At 58.9% G+C, this 22,473-nt stretch carries 19 protein-coding genes and 1 pseudogene; 8 read left to right on the top strand and 12 right to left on the bottom strand.

The features are described 5' to 3' along the window. Positions 1–125: 125 nt before the first annotated feature. Positions 126–1,505, top strand: a complete 1,380-nt coding sequence (locus tag H4W29_RS24035; protein WP_246517431.1) for a glycosyltransferase — start codon at positions 126–128, stop codon at positions 1,503–1,505. A 278-nt stretch (positions 1,506–1,783) separates the two neighbouring features. On the opposite strand, the gene H4W29_RS24030 is transcribed toward H4W29_RS24035, so the two are convergent. After that, the gene (locus H4W29_RS24030; protein ID WP_192731363.1) at positions 1,784–2,095 is read right to left on the bottom strand and encodes a hypothetical protein; all 312 of its coding nucleotides are present in this window, start codon (positions 2,093–2,095) and stop codon (positions 1,784–1,786) included. Between the two features lie 347 nt (positions 2,096–2,442). On the opposite strand from H4W29_RS24030, the gene H4W29_RS24025 reads away from it, so the two are divergent. Next, positions 2,443–3,597: a glycosyltransferase gene (locus tag H4W29_RS24025; protein ID WP_246517429.1), complete on the top strand. Its 1,155-nt coding sequence runs from the start codon at positions 2,443–2,445 to the stop codon at positions 3,595–3,597. Positions 3,598–3,731: 134 nt separating this feature from the next. Here H4W29_RS24025 and H4W29_RS24020 read toward each other — a convergent pair whose 3' ends face one another. The 6 genes from H4W29_RS24020 to H4W29_RS23995 form a co-directional block, all read right to left on the bottom strand. Beyond that, positions 3,732–4,796, bottom strand: a complete 1,065-nt coding sequence (locus tag H4W29_RS24020) for an ATP-binding protein (RefSeq protein ID WP_192731362.1) — start codon at positions 4,794–4,796, stop codon at positions 3,732–3,734. Beyond that, complete coding sequence (locus H4W29_RS24015; protein ID WP_192731361.1) at positions 4,793–5,482, bottom strand: response regulator; 690 nt, start codon at positions 5,480–5,482, stop codon at positions 4,793–4,795. Before H4W29_RS24015 ends, H4W29_RS24020 begins: the two co-directional genes overlap by 4 nt. Before the next feature lie 310 nt (positions 5,483–5,792). After that, positions 5,793–7,049, bottom strand: coding sequence for an arsenic transporter (locus H4W29_RS24010; RefSeq protein WP_192731360.1), 1,257 nt, complete (start codon positions 7,047–7,049; stop codon positions 5,793–5,795). Between the two features lie 144 nt (positions 7,050–7,193). Further along, positions 7,194–8,012: an alpha/beta hydrolase gene (locus H4W29_RS24005; protein WP_192731359.1), complete on the bottom strand. Its 819-nt coding sequence runs from the start codon at positions 8,010–8,012 to the stop codon at positions 7,194–7,196. Between the two features lie 19 nt (positions 8,013–8,031). Next, the gene (locus H4W29_RS24000) at positions 8,032–9,501 is read right to left on the bottom strand and encodes an NAD-dependent succinate-semialdehyde dehydrogenase (RefSeq protein ID WP_376776603.1); all 1,470 of its coding nucleotides are present in this window, start codon (positions 9,499–9,501) and stop codon (positions 8,032–8,034) included. Between the two features lie 34 nt (positions 9,502–9,535). Next, the gene (locus H4W29_RS23995; protein ID WP_192731357.1) at positions 9,536–10,762 is read right to left on the bottom strand and encodes an iron-containing alcohol dehydrogenase; all 1,227 of its coding nucleotides are present in this window, start codon (positions 10,760–10,762) and stop codon (positions 9,536–9,538) included. Positions 10,763–10,973: 211 nt separating this feature from the next. Here H4W29_RS23995 and H4W29_RS23990 point away from each other — a divergent pair, with 211 nt between their 5' ends. The 6 genes and pseudogenes from H4W29_RS23990 to H4W29_RS34830 all read left to right on the top strand — a co-directional run. Next, complete coding sequence (locus H4W29_RS23990; RefSeq protein ID WP_192732769.1) at positions 10,974–11,654, top strand: GntR family transcriptional regulator; 681 nt, start codon at positions 10,974–10,976, stop codon at positions 11,652–11,654. A 28-nt stretch (positions 11,655–11,682) separates the two neighbouring features. Further along, positions 11,683–13,245, top strand: coding sequence for a sugar ABC transporter ATP-binding protein (locus H4W29_RS23985; RefSeq protein ID WP_192732770.1), 1,563 nt, complete (start codon positions 11,683–11,685; stop codon positions 13,243–13,245). Beyond that, positions 13,242–14,234 (top strand): ABC transporter permease, encoded by a 993-nt coding sequence (locus H4W29_RS23980; RefSeq protein WP_192731356.1) that lies wholly within the window; start codon positions 13,242–13,244, stop codon positions 14,232–14,234. The genes H4W29_RS23985 and H4W29_RS23980 overlap by 4 nt, the downstream gene beginning before the upstream one ends. A gap of 53 nt (positions 14,235–14,287) precedes the next feature. Continuing rightward, positions 14,288–15,235: a substrate-binding domain-containing protein gene (locus tag H4W29_RS23975; RefSeq protein WP_192731355.1), complete on the top strand. Its 948-nt coding sequence runs from the start codon at positions 14,288–14,290 to the stop codon at positions 15,233–15,235. A 61-nt stretch (positions 15,236–15,296) separates the two neighbouring features. Beyond that, positions 15,297–15,911: a DJ-1/PfpI family protein gene (locus tag H4W29_RS23970; protein ID WP_112972442.1), complete on the top strand. Its 615-nt coding sequence runs from the start codon at positions 15,297–15,299 to the stop codon at positions 15,909–15,911. Between the two features lie 191 nt (positions 15,912–16,102). Continuing rightward, a pseudogene (locus tag H4W29_RS34830) lies at positions 16,103–16,420 on the top strand (enolase C-terminal domain-like protein); the annotation flags it as partial. Between the two features lie 335 nt (positions 16,421–16,755). Here H4W29_RS34830 and H4W29_RS23960 read toward each other — a convergent pair. From H4W29_RS23960 to H4W29_RS23940, 5 genes are all read right to left on the bottom strand, one after another. Further along, positions 16,756–17,568 (bottom strand): ABC transporter ATP-binding protein, encoded by an 813-nt coding sequence (locus tag H4W29_RS23960; RefSeq protein ID WP_192731353.1) that lies wholly within the window; start codon positions 17,566–17,568, stop codon positions 16,756–16,758. Then, positions 17,565–18,554, bottom strand: coding sequence for an ABC transporter ATP-binding protein (locus tag H4W29_RS23955; RefSeq protein WP_192731352.1), 990 nt, complete (start codon positions 18,552–18,554; stop codon positions 17,565–17,567). The genes H4W29_RS23960 and H4W29_RS23955 overlap by 4 nt, the downstream gene beginning before the upstream one ends. Before the next feature lie 2 nt (positions 18,555–18,556). Next, on the bottom strand, positions 18,557–19,414 hold the full coding sequence (locus H4W29_RS23950; RefSeq protein WP_192731351.1) for an ABC transporter permease: 858 nt from the start codon (positions 19,412–19,414) through the stop codon (positions 18,557–18,559). Positions 19,415–19,417: 3 nt separating this feature from the next. Then, entirely contained in the window at positions 19,418–20,422 is a 1,005-nt protein-coding gene (locus H4W29_RS23945; protein ID WP_192731350.1) for an ABC transporter permease, read from the bottom strand. 109 nt (positions 20,423–20,531) lie between these two features. Continuing rightward, on the bottom strand, positions 20,532–22,436 hold the full coding sequence (locus H4W29_RS23940; protein ID WP_192731349.1) for an ABC transporter substrate-binding protein: 1,905 nt from the start codon (positions 22,434–22,436) through the stop codon (positions 20,532–20,534). Positions 22,437–22,473: the final 37 nt, after the last annotated feature.

The following is a 22,473-nucleotide window of genomic DNA, read 5'->3' as shown; positions in this document are numbered from 1 at the left end:
GAGAGGAGTTCATGCCGCGCTCGCTGTATATCCAATGAGATGGATGGACTGGCGCAATTTTCTTCGAATGCGACGAATGGGTCACGCAACGTGAGGCGGTAAAACATCCGAAGAGACTGGCCTGAATGCCGATAATTGCGGTCGCGATGTTCGTGATCTCCGGCAACTGGCGCGCGAAACTCACCTCACCGATCGCGCCAGGATCCCGACCAAGCCAAAGCTTCCTGAAAGCACTGGTGGCACTCTCATCGATCTCTCCGAGATTAAATCCACCAAACATTCATATGTCGTCCACGAAGCTGAAACATGCCGGCGATATGAAGAGAGATCAATTAGCAGAAGGGGGCCTGATGCCTGTTAATTTGCAAAGCATCGGTGCGAGAAGCAGAAACTTGTTGTCACCTTCCATCGACGGGAAGGTCTCATCTTCGGCGATGCGCAAGCTGCGCATCCTGCATCTACTTTTCGCAGACGAAATTGCAGGGTCAGAGAGGCACTGTATCGACCTCGCCAACGGACAGGCAGCTCTCGGGCATGAGATTCACGTCGCCGGATTTCGCGGCTCGCCGATCATCCCGCTCCTCTCCGACAAGGTCAATTTTCACGGGTTCTCGACTGCGCTACTGCGTGGGATGAGGCTGCGACAGTTGATTGCGAGGGCCGGAATCGAGGTCGCGCATGCACATCACAGCCCAGGAAGCAGGGCCCTTGCCAGCGTTCCCGATGGCGTGACGACGATTGCGACCCTGCATGTCGGGTTCAAGCCGAAGCGACACGCACGGATGAACGGCGTGATCTGCGTGAACCGCGATCAGCTGTCCCGCCTCGCCGGTTACGACGGTCAAGCAGGTTTGATTTCGAACTGGCTGCCAGATGCAGCGAGTGGAGAGGCCGTAGACCTGCGTTCCAAATTGAATCTACCTCGTGAAACGCGGTTGGTGGGCGCCGTAGGACGACTGCATCCCAGCAAAGGAAACGACGTCCTTATCGCGGCCTTCAGGCGATCTGCGCCAGAAAATACGGCGCTGGTTATAGTCGGCGAGGGGCCGCAGCGCAGCGAGCTAAAAAAGATTGCGGGAGGCGACCGTCGAATTCACTTGCCGGGTTATACAGACAACGTGTCCGGATTTCTGCGCAATTTAGACCTGTTCGTCTCCCCGTCTCGCGAGGAATCGTTCGGTCTGGCCATACTTGAGGCCATGCGTGAAGGACTCCCTATTATCGCAACAGCGACGAAGGGACCCTCGGAATATCTGCATGGCCATCCAGTCGCTCTGGTGCAACCTGGTTCCATCGACGACATGTCAGCGGCCCTGACTGACGCCTTCAAGCCTCAGGGTGTTGTGAGCCACGCGCGCGTCGGCTACGATTTGACTGCCTTTTCTCGCTCGACGGGTATCGCCAATGTGCTTGATTTCTATTGCGAAGTCGCTGACAGAAAACAGCGTGTCGACACGAGCCTTGCCAAGGCGCCGTTGCTATATGTTTGCCAGACCCAGGAGTGATTTACTGAAAGGGCCGCGCGCGCTTTCACCAATCAACGCGCTCGCGAACTCCGCAAACGCACCGTGATGCGAAAGGTCAACCTGCCATCAGATGACGGGTATCGATATTTAGCTGAGAGCCTGAAAGACGCCTCTGTAGCTCTGCTCGTTAACGAACTGAATGCGCTTTGGCAGCGAGCGTTCAATCGGTCGAGCGCCGTACGATGAAGGTTATGCGGCGATCGAATCCGAGATGTCGCCGAGATTGTCGATGGCGATGAAGAGTGCGTAAGGAGCTCTCATGCCACGGCTCCCCGCGCCAGCCAGCCGAGAATTCCGCCGAGGACCAGCGCAGCATAGGCGACGCCAGCGACCGCGAATTGACCGGCAAATACAAAGCCTGTGATAGCGCCGGACAGGCCGGTCAGGATGCAGATGAGGATGGTGTCTGCTCCCCTTCGAGGACGATCATCCGCGGTACGACGCTGCTCCTCGGCAGCTTCGCTGGTAACGCAAGGATCGTTTCGAGAAAGCACAGCCCCGTAGTCGCGTGGATATTGCCCGTGATCGCAATCATCAACAGCGTCGTTTCGCCCCTGTCCAGCCTGCATCAAAAGGTCGCCTTTCTATCGGCCGTCCGTCGACCCGACAGACGGAAAAACGCTAATATTTTCACTATGAACTCCTCTCCAGTGGAGGGGGAATAAGGTTTCCGGCCCTTTCTTTCGCTCCACTATCGGGGGGCTGCGTTCAGTTTGTTCGCAGACATTGTGGAGTTTAGATGGAGGCCGTTGCTGGTTATCGACGCAGCCCAATGTGCGCGAAAGAGTTCAGGAGGTCGGCCCACTAACCAAAGGTCTGAACTCGAATTCATTCCTCCTTCAAACATCCACACAACTTCCACGCATCAGCAACATCGTAACGTTATCGAGGCTTCCATCCAGCGGTTGGAAACTCGATGTCCATCAATTCACGAAATAGCGACACAAGTCGCGTTGCAACATTTGAAAGCTTTTCTCATCCTTCTGTAGATCAAGGAGCGTCATCCTCCGGCAGCAGGAAAGCAGCAAGCAAGCAACGAATCCTGCATCTGCTTTTCTCTTCCCGGATAGCGGGATCGGAAAGGTACTGCATCGACCTTGCCAACGGACAGGCCGCCCTTGGGCACGAAGTGCATGTTGCGGGAACATTTGCCTCCCCGATGGCCGCCCTTCTCTCCAAAGAAGTCGTCTTTCACGGCCTCGCGACGCCTCTCTTGCGCGGCATGAGGTTGCGACGGTTGATCGCAAGCGCGGCGATTGAGATTGCTCATGCACATCTCAGCCCTGCCTGCAAGGCGCTTGCCACTGCTCCCAGCAGCGTATCAAAGATTGCAACGCTGCACGTGGGCTTCAAGGCAAAACAACATGCTCGGCTCGACGGCGTGATCTGCGTGAACCGTGCCCAGTTGTCGCGTCTTGGCAACTATCCCGGCCAAGCGCGCCTTATTTCGAACTGGCTGCCGGCCATGGACGAGAACGAGAGTTTCGACTTGCGTTCGAAATTGAAGTTGCCGCGTGAAACAACACTCGTCGGCGCCGTAGGGCGGTTGCATCCGAGCAAGGGTTACGATGTCCTGGTATCAGCCTTTCGACGGGCTGCTCCGAACGATGCGGCGTTAGTCATTGTAGGCGAGGGACCGCAGCGCGCAGCATTGAAAAATCTCTCCAAAGGCGACGACAGAATTCATCTGCTGGGGCATAGCGACAATGTCTCCGGATTCTTGCGCAATCTGGATTTGTTTGTTTCTCCGTCTCGCGAGGAATCGTTTGGCCTTGCGATACTTGAAGCCATGCACGAGGGGCTTCCCATCATTGCGACTGCGGCTGAAGGACCATCGGAGTACCTGCGTGACCATCCAATAACCCTTGTGGAGCCTGGCTCTATCGACCGCCTTGCTGCGGCTCTAGGCGATGCATTCTATATAAAAGCCGCCGCCGGCCTGTCTCGTGCGGCTTACGATTTACGCCCATTTTCTCGAGCGGCGGGCATTGCCAATGTTCTTGATTTCTATTCCCAGGTTGCAGAAAGGACTGCAGTCCAAATCTCTTCCGATACCTCCCGCCACCTCTGATAATTTACGATTCCCTCCATCGGATCTCCGTACGATCTCGGTTTTATTTCGACCATCTCGCGGCAGTGAAATACGATAGCCGCGGAGTCTGCACGGATATGATGTTGAACATCAGTAAAGAGAGCCCGCTGGCGTCAAGTCGCCCGTGGCAGTGAGATCTCGAAGACTGCGCCTCCACGTGAGGAATTGCAGCATGAGGCCTGACCACCGTGAGCTTCCGCAATGGCGCGAACTATAGACAGGCCGAGACCGGAACCACCGTAGAGGCGGGAGCGGGAATCGTCGGCGCGGGTAAAAGGTTCAAATGCACGCTTGTCGAAGTTGGGCGGCAGCCCCGGGCCAGAATCTTCAACCCGAATGACAGCCTTGTTTCCCGATGCCAGCGTGAATACTTCGATACGACCAGGCCGGGCGTAGCGTTGGGCGTTGTTCAGGAGCGCCAGAAGCACCTGTCGGAGCCGGACTGCATCCGCCGGAACGGTCATATCCACAAGCGCAAGCTCCAGCGAAAAACCGGCTTGCCGGAGCGACGGCTCGACAATATCTGCGACTTTCCTGATCTCCGCAGCGAGATCGACAGGCTCGATCTGCAGGTCCAGACGGCCCGCATCCGCAAGGGTGACGACGCGCAGGTCATTGACCAGCCTTGTGAGCCCTTCGGTCTGAACCATGAGGCCGTCGATCAATTTCTCGTCGACGGTGAACAGGCCATCGGCAACGCCCTGCAGCCTGCCCTTGAGTATTGTGAGCGGGGTCCTGAGCTCGTGGGCAATCGCCGCATTCCAGAAGGCGACGTTGTCGGCCATGTCCTGAAGCTTTTGGGCCATAACGTTGAAGTCCGCGACCAGATGGGCGGTCTCGCCAAGCGAATGGTCACCTGGGGTCGCGCGCGCGGTCAGGTCTCCGTCGGCGATGCGGCGAGCGCTCTCAGCGAGCGAGTTGATCGGCACGAGAATGCGCGCAGCGAGTTTCAGAGAGACAAATCCAGCAACGAGCAAGGCCAGGAAGGCAAGGGCGGCGAGAATAAGAAAGTCGGTGCCCGATGGGAGCCAGCTATCCTCGTCCAGCAGGTTCGGAAAGAGCGAAATTAGAATGGCATAGACGATATAGAGGCCGAAGAACACGACCAAGACGGCAATCATCGTGACAACCGCCATCGACATCAGGATCTGACGGCTGAGAGCGGAGCGTCGGATCATTGCTCGGCGGCCAGCCTATAACCGACGCCGCGAACACCGGACAGCATCCCGGGAGCGCCGGCCAATTCAAGCTTCCTGCGGAGATTGCTGACGTGGCTGTCCACCGTCCGGTCGAGCGCATCGCCTCCGGGGAGGCAGGCGTCGACAAGTTCTCCACGCGCAAAGACCTTCATCGGCGCTCTCGCCATATGCGCGAGAAGTCGGAATTCCGTCAGCGTCAACGGCACGGCTTTGTTCTCTCCGTTAGCTTCGACCCTCGCCTGGTAGCTATCCAGATCGATCGTCAACCGGCTTACCCGCAGCACGCCCGCCGCGTTGCCCAGCCCGGCACGGCGAAGGACCGCCTTGGCGCGAGCAACCACCTCAATTGGATTAAAGGGCTTCACGATATAGTCGTCGGCGCCGATGCGAAGACCCTGGAGACGGTCGATATCCTTATCAAGGGCCGTGATCATGATGACCGGGGTATCGCCTCTGCGTCTGATCTCAGCGAGCACCTCCCAGCCGTCGAGGCGTGGCATCGTCACATCGAGGAGCATCAGATCCGGCTTTAGGACGAGGTGCAGGTCGATGGCCGTTTTCCCGTCGGCCGCACGCACCGTGCGAAACCCTTCACGCGTCATGTAGGCGTCAAGGATTTCGACGATCTCCGAATCGTCTTCGGCTATAATGGCAAGAGCGTTCATCTAACAAGGCACCACTGTTTGAAGATTTGATAATATTCGATGTCGCAGCGCCACGTCGAGCTATCAACCGCTGTCTGCGCCATACGTCCACACAACCTCCACGGTTTGCCAGCGTCCGCAGGCAATAGCGCCTGATGAAGAAGCGCGGTTGGCGCGCATGCCGATTGGATCTGACATATGGCCTATGGCTTGCGAGTTTCGCTCGTTGTTCTTGATGCATTGACAGCCGGCGTCCTGTCCGGATGCAGCGACAAAATTCCGGAGGAGCAAATGGCGAATAAGACGCGCTGCGGCCCACCCGTTGGAAGTCTCAGAAAAGAACGAGCGACAGCAAAGACAAAATCAGTGCCGGAAACATGACGACAGTTCCGAGCTTGAGAAACTGCCACGCACTGACGTGCAGTCCCTCGCGGCGAAGGACAGTCAACCACAATATTGTTGCGAGGGATCCCGTGACGGAAAGGTTGGGGCCGAGATCGACTGCAATCAGCACCGCTCCGGCGATCTTGTCTGAGACATGGGCCGCCTGCACCGCACTTCCCGCAACCAGGCCTGCCGGAAGATTGTTGACGAGGTTGCAGACAACCGCGACAACCACGCCTGCAATGCCGGCCGCCTGTGTTTCCGATGCCGCCGCGAGCAGGGCCAATTGATCGGAGAGCATGGTTGTCAGACCGGTACGATCCAGCGCCTCCACGACGACGAACAGGCCTGCGACCAGAGGCAGGACGCTCCAGCTTACACCCTTGAAGGTCTCGATCGGGCTTTGCCGGGTCAGCGCCAGCACCAGCACGGTGGTAATCGTGCCGGCGAGAAAAGTCAGCATACCCAAATCGATATGCATAGCCGATGCCACGATAAGAATGACGGCCGTCAGGACAATTCCCCACCCGGCCAGCCGAGCGCTCGCGGAAAGGGTCGGCCGCGGCACGTTTTCGGCAACGCTATCCTCGGCAAGAGCCTGGCGCTGAGTCCAGTAAAGGCAGCCGAATGTGACCACGATCGAAACGATCGATGGAAGCATGAACATCGACAACCAGCGCGCCAGGGGCGGCATTTCGCCACCCGCAAAGATCACCAGATTGGCAGGATTGGAGATCGGAAGGACAAAGCTCGCGGCATTGGCGATGAAGGCGCAGATCAGCAGATAGGGCATCGGGTCCCGGACGCGGGCCGCCCGGCAGGCCGCGCAGACGGCTGGGGTAAGGACGACGGCCGTCGCATCATTTGAGAGAAAGACCGTCACGACAACGCCGACCAGATAGACAAGCACGAACAGGCGTCGGGAGGAGCCGCGGGAGTGCGTTGTGGCGATCGCTGCAATCCAGTCGAACAGGCCTTCCCGTCGTGCGAGTTCCGACAGCAGCATCATTCCGATCAGAAAAAGATATACGTCGCTGCCTTTCAAGACGCCCGTGATGACATCCTCTGGCCCAATCAGGCGAAAGGCAAAGAGCAGCAAGGCGCCAAACATGGCCCACACCGCTTCCGGCCATCGGAATGGACGAACGACCACGCCCATGGCGGTCAAGCCGGCAATGCTCCAGGTAATGGCGTGTTCTGTCATTCAGTCGCTGTTTTCAGTTGGCAGGCCGGCTTTTATCAGCCGAGATGGCAGGCGCAAGAGAATTATGTCGGCGGCCCTTTGCGTAAGCCAATGTCAAACGTCGAGCAAGAAGGCCGACTGCAGTTGGAGTTCGACGTTTAGATGTCATCCGACAGATGCAATCATTTGACTGAGGATCCGACCGATAGCCGTATCCGGGAAGCCGAGATCGCGAACGCTGCTCATGTGATTGGAGCCTTCGAGCCTTTCGCTGGTGACCGACAGTCCTTGCTGTCGCAGGCGCGATGAGAAGGCGTCCGCCTGCTGATGAAACGGTGGTGTTTCTTCAGCGCCGACCGCGATAATGGCGCGACAGCCCTGGTCAAAGGAATGCAGCATCGGCGAAAGGTCGGCAACCTCTCTGTCGGTAATGGCGATTTCTGAGTGCAGAAAAGATGATTGCAGGGGCTTCAGGTCGTAAAGGCCCCCCAGCAGGAGGGCTGCCGACACGCCCGAGAAAGCCTCCTGTCGATGAAACAGGAAGCTCGCAAGGTGCGCACCGGCGGAATGGCCGCTGACCGTAAAGCGCGAGGCGTCGCCGCCATGGCTCGCGATGTGTTCGAGCACCCATTGCTTGGCCCGCCGAACCTGATCGACGAGCACCTCCATCCTGACATGCGGCATAAGGGCATAATCGACAATGATCGCGATTGCCCCTGTGTCGGTAATGGTGTCGGCGACATAGGAGTAGTCACGCTTGGAAAACATCCGCCAGTAGCCGCCGTGGATGAACATGTGCACCGGTCGCCGGTCGCTTATACCGTCGGGGTAGAAGACGTCCATGGTTTCACTTGCATCGTCCCCGTAAGCGATTTCCCGCATACGCAGTCTTGCACGCGTCGAAGCACTCCTTGCCTTGATCTCCGACACGAGGGCGTCGAATTCCGGCACATGTCCCCGTATGCGGAACGGATCGGTTTCCAAATACTCATCCTCTCTGCCGTCAGAAACTCGCCGCGATATATTTGGCTTCCATGAATTCGGCGATGCCGTGATGCTGTCCGCCCTCACGGCCGAGACCACTCTGCTTGACGCCACCGAATGGCGCTGCCGGATCGGAAACCAGACCCCGGTTGAGCGCGATCATGCCTGATTCCAGAGCGGAGGAAACGCGCAATCCCCGTGCTATGTCGCGCGTGAAGACGTAGGCGGCGAGACCGTATTCGGTGTCGTTGGCACGCCCTATCACCTCGTCCTCGGTCTCGAACCTGTAAAGAGGCGCAACCGGTCCGAAGATTTCCTCATGCGCCATCTCGACACCGTCTGGCATGTCGACGAGAACTGTCGGCGGGTAGAAATAACCAGGCCCGGCGGAGGGCTCGCCGCCGCAGGTGACGCGGGCGCCTTTTGCTTTCGCATCAACGACGAGGCGGTCGATCTTCTCCACGGCTTTCGTCGTGATCATCGGCCCGCATTCGGTAAGGGCATCGACGCCCGGGCCGACGTTGAGAGCAGACATTCTTTTGGCCAGCCCCTCTGCGAAGGACTCGTAGATTCCCGACTGGACATAGAGACGGTTTGCTGCGGTGCAGGCTTCGCCCGCATTGCGCATTTTGGCAACCATCGCGCCGTCGAGTGCCGCCTCCAGATCGGCGTCGTCGAAAACGATGAATGGAGCATTGCCGCCGAGTTCCATGGAACATGAGACGACATGCTTGGCCGCTTCGGCGAGAAGCAGGCGGCCGACGCCTGTCGAGCCCGTAAACGAAAGTTTTCTGACGCGCGGATCCGCGAGAATGGTGGCGCTGAACGCGGCGGGAGTGCTCGTCGTCAGAACGTTGACGACGCCTGGTGGTACGCCCGCCTCCTCATAGATCGAGGCCAGCGCATAGGCCGTCAGCGGCGTCTCGCTTGCCGGTTTCAGAATGACGGTGCAGCCGGCGGCGAGGGCCGGGGCGATCTTTCGCGTGGCCATCGCGGCCGGGAAATTCCAAGGGGTGATCAGCAGGCAGATGCCGATCGGCTGGTAATCGACAATGATCCGGTTGGCTCCCGACGGAGCGGTGCCGAATTCTCCCGTAATGCGGACGGCCTCTTCCGCATTCCAGCGGAAGAACTCGGCGGCATAGGCGACCTCGCCGCGGGCGTCGCGCAGCGCCTTGCCATTCTCCAGGGAAATCAAGGTGGCGAGCATTTCGGAACGCTCGATCATCAGTTCGAAACAGCGCCGCAAGATCTCCGAGCGCTTGCGCGGCGGCGTCGACCGCCAGCCGGGCGCAGCCCGCGATGCAGCCTCTATGCTCGCCTGCGCATCCTCGACGGTGGCGTCCGCTACAGCCGCAAGGAGCGCCCCGGTCGAGGGGTCGGTCACATCGATCTTGCGCCCGCTTTTCGATTGCCGCCAGTTCCCATCGATATAGAGGCCGCGGGCCGTGGCCTCAATGTCTGGCAGGTGGCGGTCGGCGTGTGGCATTTGCTGGGCAATAGTCATTTTGGTCCTCGAATGTTTAGAGGGCAGAGGCGGCAAGATCGCCGTCATAGGCTGCACGAACGAGACGCTTCATGGCGTCGATGTCGAAGGGCCTCGGGTTATTCTTGATCAATCTGTCGATGCTGAGCGCCTGTTCGGCAGTCCAGTCGAGCTTGTCGGCGGTAAGCCCGAGATCGGCCAATGTCGGTGTGATGCCGATGGCTTTAAAGAGCCTGCGGATCTCCTCAATGGCTGCGTCGGCCATTTCTTGCTTCGTCCTGCTCGTTGAATCCAGACCGAGCGCCTGCCCGATCTCAGCCATTTCGGTCATCGAGGCGGAGCGGTTATAGTTCATGACGTAAGGCATCATCGTCGCGACGCCAAGCCCATGGGCCGTATGGGTCAATGCGCCCGCGGGATACTGGATGGCATGCGCCGCTGCGGTACCGGCCGTGCCGAATGCGCAGCCGGCGGCGAGCGCGCCCATCATTACGTCGGCGCGAGCATCTTCGTTCGATCCCTCCCTGCAAGCTGTTTCCAGGCTGCGTCCCAGGAGCTTGATGGCGAGGAGCGCGAAATAGTCGGTAAGTTCACTCTTGCCGATGAACACATGATTTTGGGGCAGCAACGGGTCGGCGCCGCGTCGCGCAGCGGTGAATGCCTCGATTGCATGGGTCAATGCATCCGCGCCCGCGACAGCGGTCAGACCCGGCGGGCAGGACATTGTCAGCTCCGGATCGCAGATAGCCGCTGCGGCGATGAGATATGGGCTCGATATGCCGACCTTCAGCGTCCGATCGGGATCGGAGATGACGGCAACCGGCGTCACCTCTGAGCCGGTTCCCGCCGTGGTCGGCACAGCGATGATCGGGATTGTCGGACCGGGAACCTTGAACTCGCCATAGTAATCCGAGAGGTTTCCGCCATGGCTCAAAAGCAGGGCGGCGCATTTTGCCATGTCGAGGCAACTCCCTCCGCCTATCCCAATCACCATGTCGGGCCTGAAGCTCCGCGCCTCTTCAACGCATGAGGCAACGGTGTCGCGCGGGACATCAGGCAGGACCCGGTCATGGACCAGTGTCTCGATCGATGCGGCGTTCAACGCGGCGACAATCTCGGCGAAAATGGAAGTCCCTGCGAAGCGCTCATCCGTGCAGATCAGCGCCCTTTGACCAAGTCGTTTGGCAACCGACGGCAGTGCAAAACGTTGGCTTTTGCCGAACAGGATTTCTTTCGGGAGCCGGATAGCCGCAAAGAGGATCATTGTGCTGGCCCTTTCGCCAGTTGTGGGATGAAGAAAGACCTTGAGGAAGCGTCGAAAAATTGGAGCGCGATTTCCTTCACGCTTATCCAAATGACCCTCATGAAACCTCCGATATAAAATCCTATAGGATATGGGATTGCATATCGCCGAGCATCGTGTTAGCGATTGTTCCTGTCAAGAGGCAAAAGAAATACAGGGCCGGAATACGATGATGCTCAGTGCCACGCCTGATCCGAGTGGTTTCATACAGCGCAGCAACAGTCTCGCGGACAGCGTCTACGAGGTGATCTTTGCGCAGCTAATGTCTTTGAAGATCGCTCCGGGTGCGCGCATTACCGTCGACAATCTGGTCAAGGAATTCAATGTCTCCCAGACGCCGATCCGTGAAGCGCTCGGGCGCCTCGAGGGAGAGGGGCTTGTCGTCAAGACGCATCTTATCGGTTACAGCGCAGCCCCGCAGATTACCCATCGGCGCTTCGATGAGCTCTATCACTTGCGGTTGCTTCTCGAGCCCGACGGTGCTGCGAGGGCGGCAAAGTCCATGGACGATGAAAAGCTCGCCATCCTCAGGGAAGCGGCCGGCGTCATGGGGCGTCGGGAAGGGGGCGATGAACGGCTGCGCTATTCCACCTTCGCGCGGCAGGACGCCGTTTTCCATGACAGGATCATGGAATTTGCCGGCAACGAGCTTATTCGCCAGACTCTCAGCCACCAGCATACGCATTTTCACATCTTTCGACTGATGTTCCATTCCCGCGTCACCGAAGAGGCGCTGGACGAGCACGAGGCGCTTCTCTCTGCCTTTGCTGCGGGTGATCCATCGGCTGCCGAGAAGGCAATGAGAACCCATCTCGAACATTCACGGGACCGGCTGGTGCCGGCCTTCGACTAAGAGGCGGGTAATGTCGAGCGTCATGATCATGGAGAGTAAGGGGAGGAGCGTGGTGTCCGAGACCGACGGCCTTGTCTCTCATCCGGTCCTTCGTGCGGAGGGCATGTCGAAGCAGTACGGACCGGTCACCGTCCTCTCCGAAGTCACGCTCGATATCTTGCCCGGCGAGATCCATGCCATCATCGGCGAGAATGGCGCCGGCAAGTCGACATTCATGCGGCTTCTTTCCGGTTACGCCGAGCCCAGTGCAGGAGCGCTGTCGATGGGCGGCCGCAAGGTCGACTTCTCAAAGCCAGAGCAGGCGCAGGAGGCGGGTATTGTCCTGGTACACCAGGAGATCCTGCTTGCGGACGCCCTGACTGTCGCCGAAAATCTTTTCCTCGGCCGCGAGCTGATGCGTCATGGGCTGGTCGATGATCGGACGATGCGGCGTCTGGCCGTCGAAAAACTTCACGACCTTGGATGTCACGTGTCGCCGAACGCTTTGGTGCGCGACATCTCGCTTGCGGATCGCCAGCTCGTGCAGATCGCACGTGCACTCCTCGACGACTACAAGCTTGTCATTTTCGACGAGCCAACTGCAGTCCTGACGGGTGAGGAGGTCGAGCGACTGCTTGCCATCATCCTGCAGCTGAAGGAGCAAGGTGCTGCCGTGCTCTACATCAGCCATCGCCTCGATGAAGTCCAGCGGCTTGCCGACAAGGTGACAGTGCTCAGAGACGGCAAGATGGTCGGCACATATCCCGGTCATAGCCTGACGCAGATGGACATGGCGCGTCTGATGGTTGGGCGCGATCTGGCCGCGCTTTATCCCGAGAAGACCGCAAAGCCAGCCTTGCAGGCGATGCTAGAAGTCCGAGACCTCGGCGTTCCCGGCTTCGCAAGCGACATCTCGTTTACTGCCCACAAAGGCGAGGTCCTCGGATTCGCCGGCATGATCGGTGCCGGTCGCACCGAAGTGTTCGAGGGCATCATGGGCCTGCGCCCTGCCACCGGAACCGTAAAATTGCAGGGTAGGGCGATTGATATCAGGCGTCCCCGGGCAGCGATGGATGCCGGCATCGGTTACCTGACCGAGGATCGCAAAGGCAAGGGCCTGCTGCTGCAGGAGCGACTTGCGCCGAACCTCACGCTGTCCGCCCTCGGCAGATTTCACACTGGCCTTCTGATGCGCCGCCGTCGTGAGCAGAGCGCGCTCGTCGAAGCCGTCAACACCTACGACATCCGCCTGAAAAGTTACGCGGTCAAGGCGGGCCAGCTTTCCGGGGGCAACCAGCAGAAGCTTCTGCTCGCCAAGGTGCTTCTCACCGATCCTTCGGTCGTGGTGATCGACGAGCCGACGCGCGGGATCGACATCGCAAACAAGGCCCAGATCTACGCCTTCATCGAGCGCCTCGTCGCAGAAGGCAGGACCTGCATCGTCATCTCGTCCGAAATGCAGGAATTGATTGGGATCTGCGACCGGATTCTTGTGATGCGGGAGGGGCGCATCACGGGAGAGGTGACGGGCGACAGAATGACGGAACATGAGATTGCGCTTCTTGCCACCAGCGAGACGAAGGTTGCGGCGAAGCAGGGAGGAAGACAATGAGTGTGATTACGGATTCGACGCCGGTTCGGCCGGAGCGGGAATGGAACATCGGCTGGTCGGATGTCGGTCCGTTTCTTGCGCTTCTGGCGTTGCTGCTGATTGGCTTTTCGATCAATCAGGATTTCCTCTCGGCGACCAATCTCGGCAATGTGATCACGCGAAGCGCCTTCATCGCGATCATCGCCGTCGGTGCGACCTTCGTCATCTCATCCGGCGGACTGGATCTTTCAGTCGGTTCGATGGCCGCATTCATCACGGGCATAACCATCATGTTCATGAACTGGATGGCTGCCGACTGGGGTGTCCTGGCAATACCTGCCGGCATGGCCATCGCGCTTGTCGTCGGGCTCATCTGCGGGCTGATGAACGGGCTCATCGTTACCGTCGGAAAGATAGAGCCTTTTATCGCGACACTCGGTACCATGGGGATCTTCCGCGCCCTCATCACCTATATGTCGGATGGCGGAACGATCCCAATCGATCGCAGCCTCCGTGATGCCTATAGGCCTGTCTATTTCGGCACCTTTGGCGGTATTCCCTTTCCGATTCTCATTTCGATTGCCGTTGCCGCTATCGCATCCTTCATCCTCTACAAGATGAAGTACGGCCGGAAATGCGCTGCCGTTGGCGCGAATGAGGACGTTGCCCGCTACTCAGGCATTTCCATCATCAAGACGCGCACGATCGCCTACGCGATGCAGGGCGTATGCGTTGCGATCGCTGCGATCTGCTATGTGCCGCGCCTCGGAGCGGCGACTCCAACCACCGGCGTGCTATGGGAATTGCAGGTCATCACTGCGGTCGTCATCGGCGGAACTGCCCTGCGAGGTGGCAAGGGCCATGTCTGGGGCACGGTCGCCGGAGCGGTCATCCTTGAACTCATCGCCAACCTGATGGTGCTCTCGGATTTCGTATCCGAATATCTCGTCGCCGGCGTTCAGGGCGTCATCATCATCATCGCCATGCTCATTCAGAGGTTCTCGAAGTAACCGCGTCCGGACCGCGCGGATTGATGTTTGTGGTCCGATTCTGGGAGGAATGAATGTCTAGAAAATGGATTGCGGCCCTGGCCGCTAGTACGGTGCTGCTCGCCGGTCAGGCCCTTTCGGCAGATAAGAAGGTTGTCGCAGTGTCGATCCCGGCAGCCGACCACGGCTGGACGGCGGGCATCGTCTATCACGCACAGGCTGCCGCCAAGGAAGTCAATGCCGCCTTTCCGAATGTCGAGGTCGTCGTGAAGACCTCGCCTTCGGCAACGGCGCAGGTGAGCGCGCTTGAAGATCTGTCCGCAGGACGCAAGCTCGATGCGCTGGTCATCCTGCCCTATACGTCCGAGGAACTGACGACGCCGGTCAAGGCGGTCAAGGATGCGGGTACCTTCATCACTGTCGTGGATCGCGGCCTGAACGACCAGTCTATCCAGGACCTCTACCTTGCCGGCGACAACATCGCGGTTGGCCGCAATACGGCGAAGTTCATGATCGACAAGCTGGGCGGCAAAGGCAATCTGGTCATCTTGCGCGGCATTCCGACCGTCATCGATGATGAACGCATCCAGGGCTTTCAGGATGCCATCAAGGGAACCGATCTCAAGGTTCTGGACATCCAGTATGCGAACTGGAACAGTGATGACGCCTTCAAGCTGATGCAGGACTATCTTGCCAAATACCCGCAGATCGACGCGGTCTGGGCAAATGACGACGACATGCTTCTCGGTGTGCTCGAGGCCGTCAAGGAATCGGGTCGCAAGGACATCAAGCTTGCCCTCGGCGGCAATGGCATGAAGGACATCGTCAAGAAGGTCATCGACGGCGATACGATGACGCCGGTAGAGACACCCTATCCGCCCGCCATGATCAAGACCGCCATCTACATGACCGTTGCCAATATCGTCGGCCAGGCGCCGGTGCGGGGCACTGTCAAGCTGGATGCGCCGTTGATCACGCAGGAGAATGCCAAGGAATACTATTTCCCCGACTCTCCGTTCTGATGAGACCGAAACCGGGGCGGCCGCAGCCGCCGCCCCATTGCATGAAGAAGAGGAGTAAATCATGCCTGGTAAGAAGATACTGATGCTGACCGGTGAATTCACCGAGGAATATGAAATCTATGTCTATCAGCAGGCGATGGAGGCAGTCGGCCATACGGTCCACGTGATCTGCCCCGACAAGAAGGCTGGCGATCTGATCAAGACCTCGCTCCACGATTTCGAGGGCGATCAGACATATACAGAAAAGCTCGGGCACTTCTTCACGATCAACAAGACCTTTTCGGAGGCCGAGGCGCAGCTCGATCAATATCATGCAGTCTATTGCGCAGGCGGTCGCGGCCCCGAATATATCCGCACCGATAAACGCGTTCAGGCAATCGTGCGGCATTTTCACGAGAAGCAGAAGCCGATCTTTACGATTTGCCACGGCGTCCAGATTCTGATTGCCGTCGACGGTGTGGTTCGCGGCAAGAAGGTGGGTGCGCTGGGGGCTTGCGAGCCGGAAGTCACGCTTGCAGGCGGCACCTATATCGATCTGTCGCCGACGGAAGCCTATGTCGATGGCACTATGGTTTCCGCAAAGGGATGGACCGCTCTTGCGGCATTCATCCGCGAATGCCTGAAGGTGCTCGGCACGGAAATCCGCCACAGCGACGATATCGCAAAGGCAGCCTGAGCCTGCACTCACGCCACGGCTTGTTCCTTGGTTTGATGATCAGGCAATCCTCGCAGAATGCGGGGGTTGCCTTTCTAGGGACGGTCCTGTCCTGCATTCGGATGGCAGATGCATGCGCAGCATCTTCTGCCCGCAGCAAATCACGGCGGCGCCGCGCGCGCCTGCCGCAATCTGCCTAATCTCGTTTCAATGTCGACCTGATGCCGCACAATCCGCGTGGTCTGCACGGTGGCGACGGTGCACCTTGCCGCGGCGGTGCCGATTTTTCCTGGCTCGAATGCCGCGCCTCTCCCGTCGAGCAGCTCGGCTTCGATGCCCGCGAGCTCTTTCCGCAGCAAGTAGAGTTGAACTGCAGTCACTACGATGTTCCGGAGTTTCGGGTCTGGGGATCGAGGTGAACGAAGACGCGCTGAAACAAGCTCGACTTTCAGTATTTCGAGCCGCCGCATTTGCGCCGTCGCGACGGCAGCTTCACCAATTGGGTGATGACAAAAACAGGAAGACCTTGATGTGGCGATTTCAGCATCTTTCGCATCGCCGAACTAAACGCGGGCGGCGACAGGGCTTCAGCCGCACGCGCAAAAACCACCCTTCAATCACCACTTGTTTCCTCAACATTGACCGTGAAAGCCGCAGACTGACCGCGGCCTTGCAGGCGAGCGGCTCATGCGGCGCTTGCGAGGCGGCCGGTGCCGCTCATGTGGTCGAGCTGAAGGTGCTGCAAACGTCGGCAGAGTATCGCTCGGATCGTGTAGAGGCGCTCGCACAAAGAGATAGCCGCGTGCGAGACAATTCTGGTTCCCGCCTTTTCGTCGCCGAGTCGACGGCGCCACCGTTTGAATTGCTACGCTGTCGGAGCGAAATCTGCACTCAGCACGGCCTCCTTCAGCGCACGCGAGTAGGAGTGCTGAGGATTGTCGAGGACCTTGCGCGCCTCGCCTTGCTCGACGATCTCACCTTTGCGCATGATGATGATCCGGTCGCTGATGTAGTAGGCGGTGGCGAGATCATGGGTGATGTAGACGATGGAAAGCCCGAGCTCGTGTTTCAGTTGTTCGAAGAGATTGACGATTGCCATGCGCAGTGACGCGTCAACCATCGATACCGGCTCGTCGGCGATGAGCAGGCGTGGTTGCGGGATCAGGGCGCGTGCAATTGCTGTGCGTTGGAGCTGGCCTCCGGACAGTTCGTGCGGAAACCGGCCCTTCACTTCCGCAAGACTGAGGCCCACATGGCCGAGAGCCTCGTCGGCCAATCGTTCGATCTGCTGCCGATCCGGCTTGCGCGCGCCAGCTGAGAAGCTCCGCGCCGTTTCGAAAAGGTAGCGATCCACGCGCTTGAGCGGGTTAAAGGCTTCGAAGGGGTTCTGCAGGACGGGCTGCACTTCTCTCATGAAGGCGCGACGCTCTGCCTTGCCGTGGAGAGCCACCGCTTTCCCACGAAATTGGAGTATGCCTTGCGTGGGCGCCGTCTGTCCGAGGATCATCGCTGCGATCGTCGATTTCCCGGAACCGGATTCTCCGACGATGGAGAGAATCTCCGGCTCGTTGCCAATCTCGAAGCTGACATCCTTGACCGCCACGATCTGCCGCCGGCCAAGCATGCCGCCCTGACGGTAGATCTTCGTGACATGAGAGAGAGTGAGAAGAGCGCTCAAGCCTGATCTCCCGTAACCGCAAAGCACGCCACTCGCCGATCCGGCTCGACCGTGATCATCGGCGGGACCTTCTGCGAGCAGATTTCCATTCGCTTCGGACAGCGCGGATGGAACCGGCAGCCCTCGGGCGGCATGGCAAGGTTCGGCGGACGCCCCTCGAGCGAAGGCCGGGCCTTCGCATCGCCGATACGCGGCAGGCTGCCGACCAGATGCTGTGTGTAAGGGTGGAGCGGCAGGTTGAAGAGCTTGCGCGTCGGCGCTTCCTCGACAAGGCGACCGGCGTAGACGATGCCGACGCGGTCAGAAACCGTCGCATGCACGCCCATATCGTGCGTGACGAACAAGAAGGAAGAGCCTATCTCACGCTGGATTTCGCGGATCATCGACAGCACGTCGCGCTGGACGATGACGTCGAGCGCGGTTGTCGGCTCGTCGGCAATGATGAATTCGGGTGTCAGGATCGTTGCGAGCGCGATCGTCATGCGTTGGCGCATGCCACCGGAGAGCTCGTGCGGATAGGCCTGGAGCAGATGCGGATCAAGTTTCAGTCTCTCTAGATGCGAGCCGACTTTTGCGAAGAACTCATTTTTCCCGACCTTCATGTGCCGGAAGGCGAAATCGGTGAAGGAGTGGTGGATGCGTCGAACCGGGTTCAGCACATTCATCGACGCCTGCATGATATAGGATAGGTACAGCCAGCGAAGCGCCATACGCTCGTCCGGCGTCATGGCGTACATGTCCTGCGTGCCACCGGCAAAATGGAATACCACCTTGCCCGATACGACCTTGAGCGGCGGCCGGATCGCGCCGGCAATGGTCTTGATCAAGGTTGTCTTGCCGCTGCTGGATTCGCCGGCGATCCCGTAGATTTCGCCACGCCCAATCGTCAGGGTGATGTCGTCGACGGCGCGCACCTCGCGATCGACGCCGTAAAGGAAGGCGCGGTAATAGGCTTTCAGGTTCTGAACCTCGACCAGGGCATCCATGGCTAACCTCCCATCCGGTTCAGCCGGCTGCGCGGATCGTTGTATTCGTTCATCGACATGGACAGGAGAAACAGTGCCAGGAAAAGAACGACGATGACGGCAACGGGTGCAGCCACCCACCACCATATTCCCGCTATCAGTGCCGAATGGGCATTCGCCCAGTAGATCATCATGCCCATGGTCGGCGTCTCGATGTCGGTGAATCCGAGTACCGACAGGGTGATTTCCATGCCGATCGACCAGATCATGTTGTTCATCGTGGTGGCGAAGACGATCGGCAAGACATAGGGCAGGTGCTCCTGGATGAGGATCTTGCGCATGCTCATGCCGGAATAAACGCTCTGGGTGGTAAACGGCCGCGTCTTGAGGCTGATCGCGACCGAGCGGATGAGCCTTGCATCGTAGGACCAGCCGAGCGCGGCCATGATGACGATGAGCGCTGTCCAGGTCATGCTGTCCTTCAGCACGAAATAGAACAGGATCAGCAGGGGGAATTGCGGGATGACCATGACGCTGTCGTTGATCGCCATCAGCACCCGGTCGACCGCCCCCCCGGCATAACCGGCGACCAGGCCGACGACCAGCGATATTATGCGGGAGAGGAAGGCAACGCCGATGCCGAAGTAGAGCGTATTGCGTAGCGCCGTCGTCAACTGCCAGAAAACGTCCTGGCCGCGAGATGTCGTCCCCAGCCAATAGTCTCCGTCCGGCGGCATGTCAGGCGGCAGGAGATAGATGTCCGTCGGGCCGTAGGGCGAGAAATAGGACAGGATGATCAGGCCCACAATGATGGCGAACAGCACAAGGCCGCCCAGGAATTCCATGTTGTGGCGCGTCAGGTCGCGAAGGATGGTGAACATGGCCTACTCCACCTTGATGCGCGGATCGATGAGCGGGCTCAGGATGTCGATGATGAAGACGGCGGCTGCGACGCCGACGATCGATAGGGCGCTGAGGCCGAGCACGAGACTGTAATCGCCAGCATGGACAGCCTCTATCAGCAGGTTTCCAATGCCGGGATAGCCAAAGACGATTTCGGTAATGACGGTGCCGTTGAAGATCGCGCCGAGCGACATTGCCAGCCCGGTAAACTGCGGGACCATGGCGTTGCGGGCGATATAGGAGCGCAGAATGCGACGCTTCGGCACGCCGCCGAGCTCGGCAAAGACTACGTAATCCTCCGTGATGATGTTGGAGACGAGTGCGCGCATCCCGATCAGCCAACTGCCGGCTCCGACCATGATCAGCGACACCGCCGGCAGGATCGAGTGCTTCAGGATATCGAGGACGAGCGCGAAGGAGAGGTCCAGATTGGCGTTCATCTCGTAACCGCCATTGATCGGCAGTACCGGCCAGAGATAGCCGAACACAATGAGAAGCACGAAGGCAAGAATGTAATAGGGAATGGGAAGCAGGGCGATGAAGACGAGGCTGACGGCCTTCAGCACCATATCCTTCCTGTAGTAGCCGGCGAGCGCGCCGATCGCATTTCCGAGCACGAAGGTGATAAGCGTGGAAACCGTCATCAGCCCTATGGTCCAGGGCAGAGACCGCAGAATGATGGTGGAAACAGGTGTGGGAAAAGCCGAGAGCGACGGGCCGAGATCACCGGTCGCAAGCCGCAGCCAAAAATGCAGATATTGCTGCCAGATCGAACCCTCCATTCCGTAGAGCTCTCGCAGCGACTGACGCATCAGTTCAATCGCATTTGGATCGGATTGCCCCATCTGCGTGATGGCACCTATGCTTTCTTCGACCGGATCGATCGGGGTCAGGTGGGTGACGAAGAATGTTATGGTCACGCCAAGAAATACGACGAGCAGAAACTGACCGAACCGCTTCAGCACAAAGATCAGATAGGACGTCATAGAGCAGTGGTTCCTCTCTGGTTCCCTTTTCGAAAGGATCGACGGGACATGGGCCGCATGCCCGTCGATAGGGGGCCGGCGCGACACGATCGCGCCGGCGTTGGGAGGATTATTTCGGTTGTGCCGGTTTCAATTTGACCATCATCAACCTGGAATTTGCCCAATTCGGCACCGGGTCGGTATAGGGGTCTGATATCGTCGGATAACCGGTCCAATACGTCGTATCCATCGAGGTGAAGACGTTGTAGGACATCAGCGGGATGGTCGGCATTTCGCGAGCGACCAGCTTCAGATAGTCGTTGCCGAGTTCGATGCCCTTCGGATCGTCGGCGCTGATGCCGCGGATGCTTTCGATAATCTTATCGAGCTCCGGGTTGCTCCAACGCTGCCAGTTGCGCGGCGGCTGATTGTCACCCTTCTTTGCCACGAACTGCGAGTGCCAGCTGTCGAGGAAGAACGACAGGTCGGGATCGCCGCCCCAGGTCTCGACGCTCCAGGCAATCGCCACCTGGAAATCGCCGGGCTGCAGTGCCACCTGCCATAGTTTCGCGGCAGGCACGGCTTTGGCGTCGATGCCGAAAGAAGCCCATTGTTGTGCGATCAGGGTGCCTGCCCGGGTGAAGACGGAGCGCGTGTCGCCCTCAACCGTCATCCGGATCTTGAACGGTTGGCCATCCGGCGTCATCCATTTGCCGCCGGTTTTCTTGAAGCCGGCTTTTTCCAGAAGTTCGGCTGCTGCCTGCGGATCCGGTTTCCACCAGCCGTAGCCGAATGCGGTGCTGATCGCTGCCGGGTCGGTGGGGATCTGGTCCTTGAACTTTGGCTGCTTGCGCAGGATATCGGCAACCTGTTGTCCGATTGTCGGATCATAGGGTTTGATCTTCCGTTTGCCGGTATCAATCTCGAAATTCTTCAGCCAATCCTGCATCGGCGCCTGGTAGTCTGTCATCGTGGCCGCCGTGGGCGGTACGCCGAGCGCTGACAGCGTGGCAGCGCCGCGGTAGCTCGCCATGTCTACGGCCTTGATGTCGATCAAAAGGGCAAGCGCCCAGCGTACATCGGGATTGGCAAAGGCGGGATCCTGGGTGTTGAAGATCACCGCCGGAAGCGTCGGATCCGGATGGGCGAAAGGAAAGCCCGGGAACCAGGTCTCGACCGACTTGGACTTCTCCTTGAGGGTGAACATGCCCTCGGGCGTGTTGTCGTGAATGATATCGAGATTATGCTCGAGTTGCGCGATGGTGCGTTTATCCGGCGGGCCGGGATCGACATAGGTCACATATTTTGGGGCAGGCTCGCCGAAGCGCGCAAGCGATGTTCGCTGCCAGTCGTCACGCTTCTCCCAGGTATACCATTGGCCCTGAGGGTCGTAGGCCTTGAGCTTGTAGGCGCCGAGTGAGACCGGATTGGCGAAATCATAGCGAAGCGGATCGGCCACCTTCTCGAAGACATGCTTGGGCATGATCCAGGCACCGTTCCAGCGCACGGTGAAAATGGCGTGGAAGCGCGAATTCGGCTTCTTCAGCTTGAAGACGACCGTATAGGGATCGGTCGCTTCGACGCTTGCCACTTGCACGGAAAAGGCAGCACTCCAGACCATGCCGGGATGGTCCATCTGCGTCTTGACCGTATAGACGAGATCGTCGGCGGTGAATTCCACGCCGTCGCTCCAGTAGAGCCCCTTGCGCAGTTTCACCGTCATCTCGGTGAAGTCGGCATTGTATTGCGGTTTGTCGGCGGCAAGGGAATTGTCCCAGGTCGAGCCGCCGAGGCCTTTTTCCGGATCGATGTACCAGAGCGTGTCCATGGTCAACTGCTGCAGGCCGGTTGAAACGCCGCCGCCGCCGTTGACCCAAATATTGAACCAGCCGGGATTCTTGATGGTGCCTTCCGGGTTTTCGACGATGAGAGTGTCCTTGCGAGGCAAGGATTTATAGTCATCCGCCTTAGCCGCGGCCATCAGGCCGAGCGTCGCCAAGGCGACGCCGAATGCAAGCTTCTTCCAATGCTGCATTATCTCCTCCCTTTGAATGCGACGAGAGCGCGGCCGC

The sequence above is a fragment of the Rhizobium viscosum genome (assembly GCF_014873945.1).
GTDB classification, from domain to species: domain Bacteria; phylum Pseudomonadota; class Alphaproteobacteria; order Rhizobiales; family Rhizobiaceae; genus Rhizobium; species Rhizobium viscosum.
This window is presented reverse-complemented; position numbering and strand designations above follow the sequence as displayed.

Coding starts and splice junctions, on each gene's coding strand:
- H4W29_RS24030 (WP_192731363.1), bottom strand. CDS start 2,095: ATGCAGGCTGGACAGGGGCGAAACGACGCTGTTGATGATTGCGATCAC.
- H4W29_RS23955 (WP_192731352.1), bottom strand. CDS start 18,554: ATGGATGCCCTGGTCGAGGTTCAGAACCTGAAAGCCTATTACCGCGCC.
- H4W29_RS24020 (WP_192731362.1), bottom strand. CDS start 4,796: ATGATCCGACGCTCCGCTCTCAGCCGTCAGATCCTGATGTCGATGGCG.
- H4W29_RS24035 (WP_246517431.1), top strand. CDS start 126: ATGCCGATAATTGCGGTCGCGATGTTCGTGATCTCCGGCAACTGGCGC.
- H4W29_RS23950 (WP_192731351.1), bottom strand. CDS start 19,414: ATGTTCACCATCCTTCGCGACCTGACGCGCCACAACATGGAATTCCTG.
- H4W29_RS24015 (WP_192731361.1), bottom strand. CDS start 5,482: ATGAACGCTCTTGCCATTATAGCCGAAGACGATTCGGAGATCGTCGAA.
- H4W29_RS23945 (WP_192731350.1), bottom strand. CDS start 20,422: ATGACGTCCTATCTGATCTTTGTGCTGAAGCGGTTCGGTCAGTTTCTG.
- H4W29_RS24000 (WP_376776603.1), bottom strand. CDS start 9,501: ATGCCACACGCCGACCGCCACCTGCCAGACATTGAGGCCACGGCCCGC.
- H4W29_RS24025 (WP_246517429.1), top strand. CDS start 2,443: ATGTCCATCAATTCACGAAATAGCGACACAAGTCGCGTTGCAACATTT.
- H4W29_RS23970 (WP_112972442.1), top strand. CDS start 15,297: ATGCCTGGTAAGAAGATACTGATGCTGACCGGTGAATTCACCGAGGAA.
- H4W29_RS23980 (WP_192731356.1), top strand. CDS start 13,242: ATGAGTGTGATTACGGATTCGACGCCGGTTCGGCCGGAGCGGGAATGG.
- H4W29_RS23940 (WP_192731349.1), bottom strand. CDS start 22,436: ATGCAGCATTGGAAGAAGCTTGCATTCGGCGTCGCCTTGGCGACGCTC.
- H4W29_RS23985 (WP_192732770.1), top strand. CDS start 11,683: ATGGAGAGTAAGGGGAGGAGCGTGGTGTCCGAGACCGACGGCCTTGTC.
- H4W29_RS24010 (WP_192731360.1), bottom strand. CDS start 7,049: ATGACAGAACACGCCATTACCTGGAGCATTGCCGGCTTGACCGCCATG.
- H4W29_RS23975 (WP_192731355.1), top strand. CDS start 14,288: ATGTCTAGAAAATGGATTGCGGCCCTGGCCGCTAGTACGGTGCTGCTC.
- H4W29_RS23990 (WP_192732769.1), top strand. CDS start 10,974: ATGCTCAGTGCCACGCCTGATCCGAGTGGTTTCATACAGCGCAGCAAC.
- H4W29_RS23995 (WP_192731357.1), bottom strand. CDS start 10,762: ATGATCCTCTTTGCGGCTATCCGGCTCCCGAAAGAAATCCTGTTCGGC.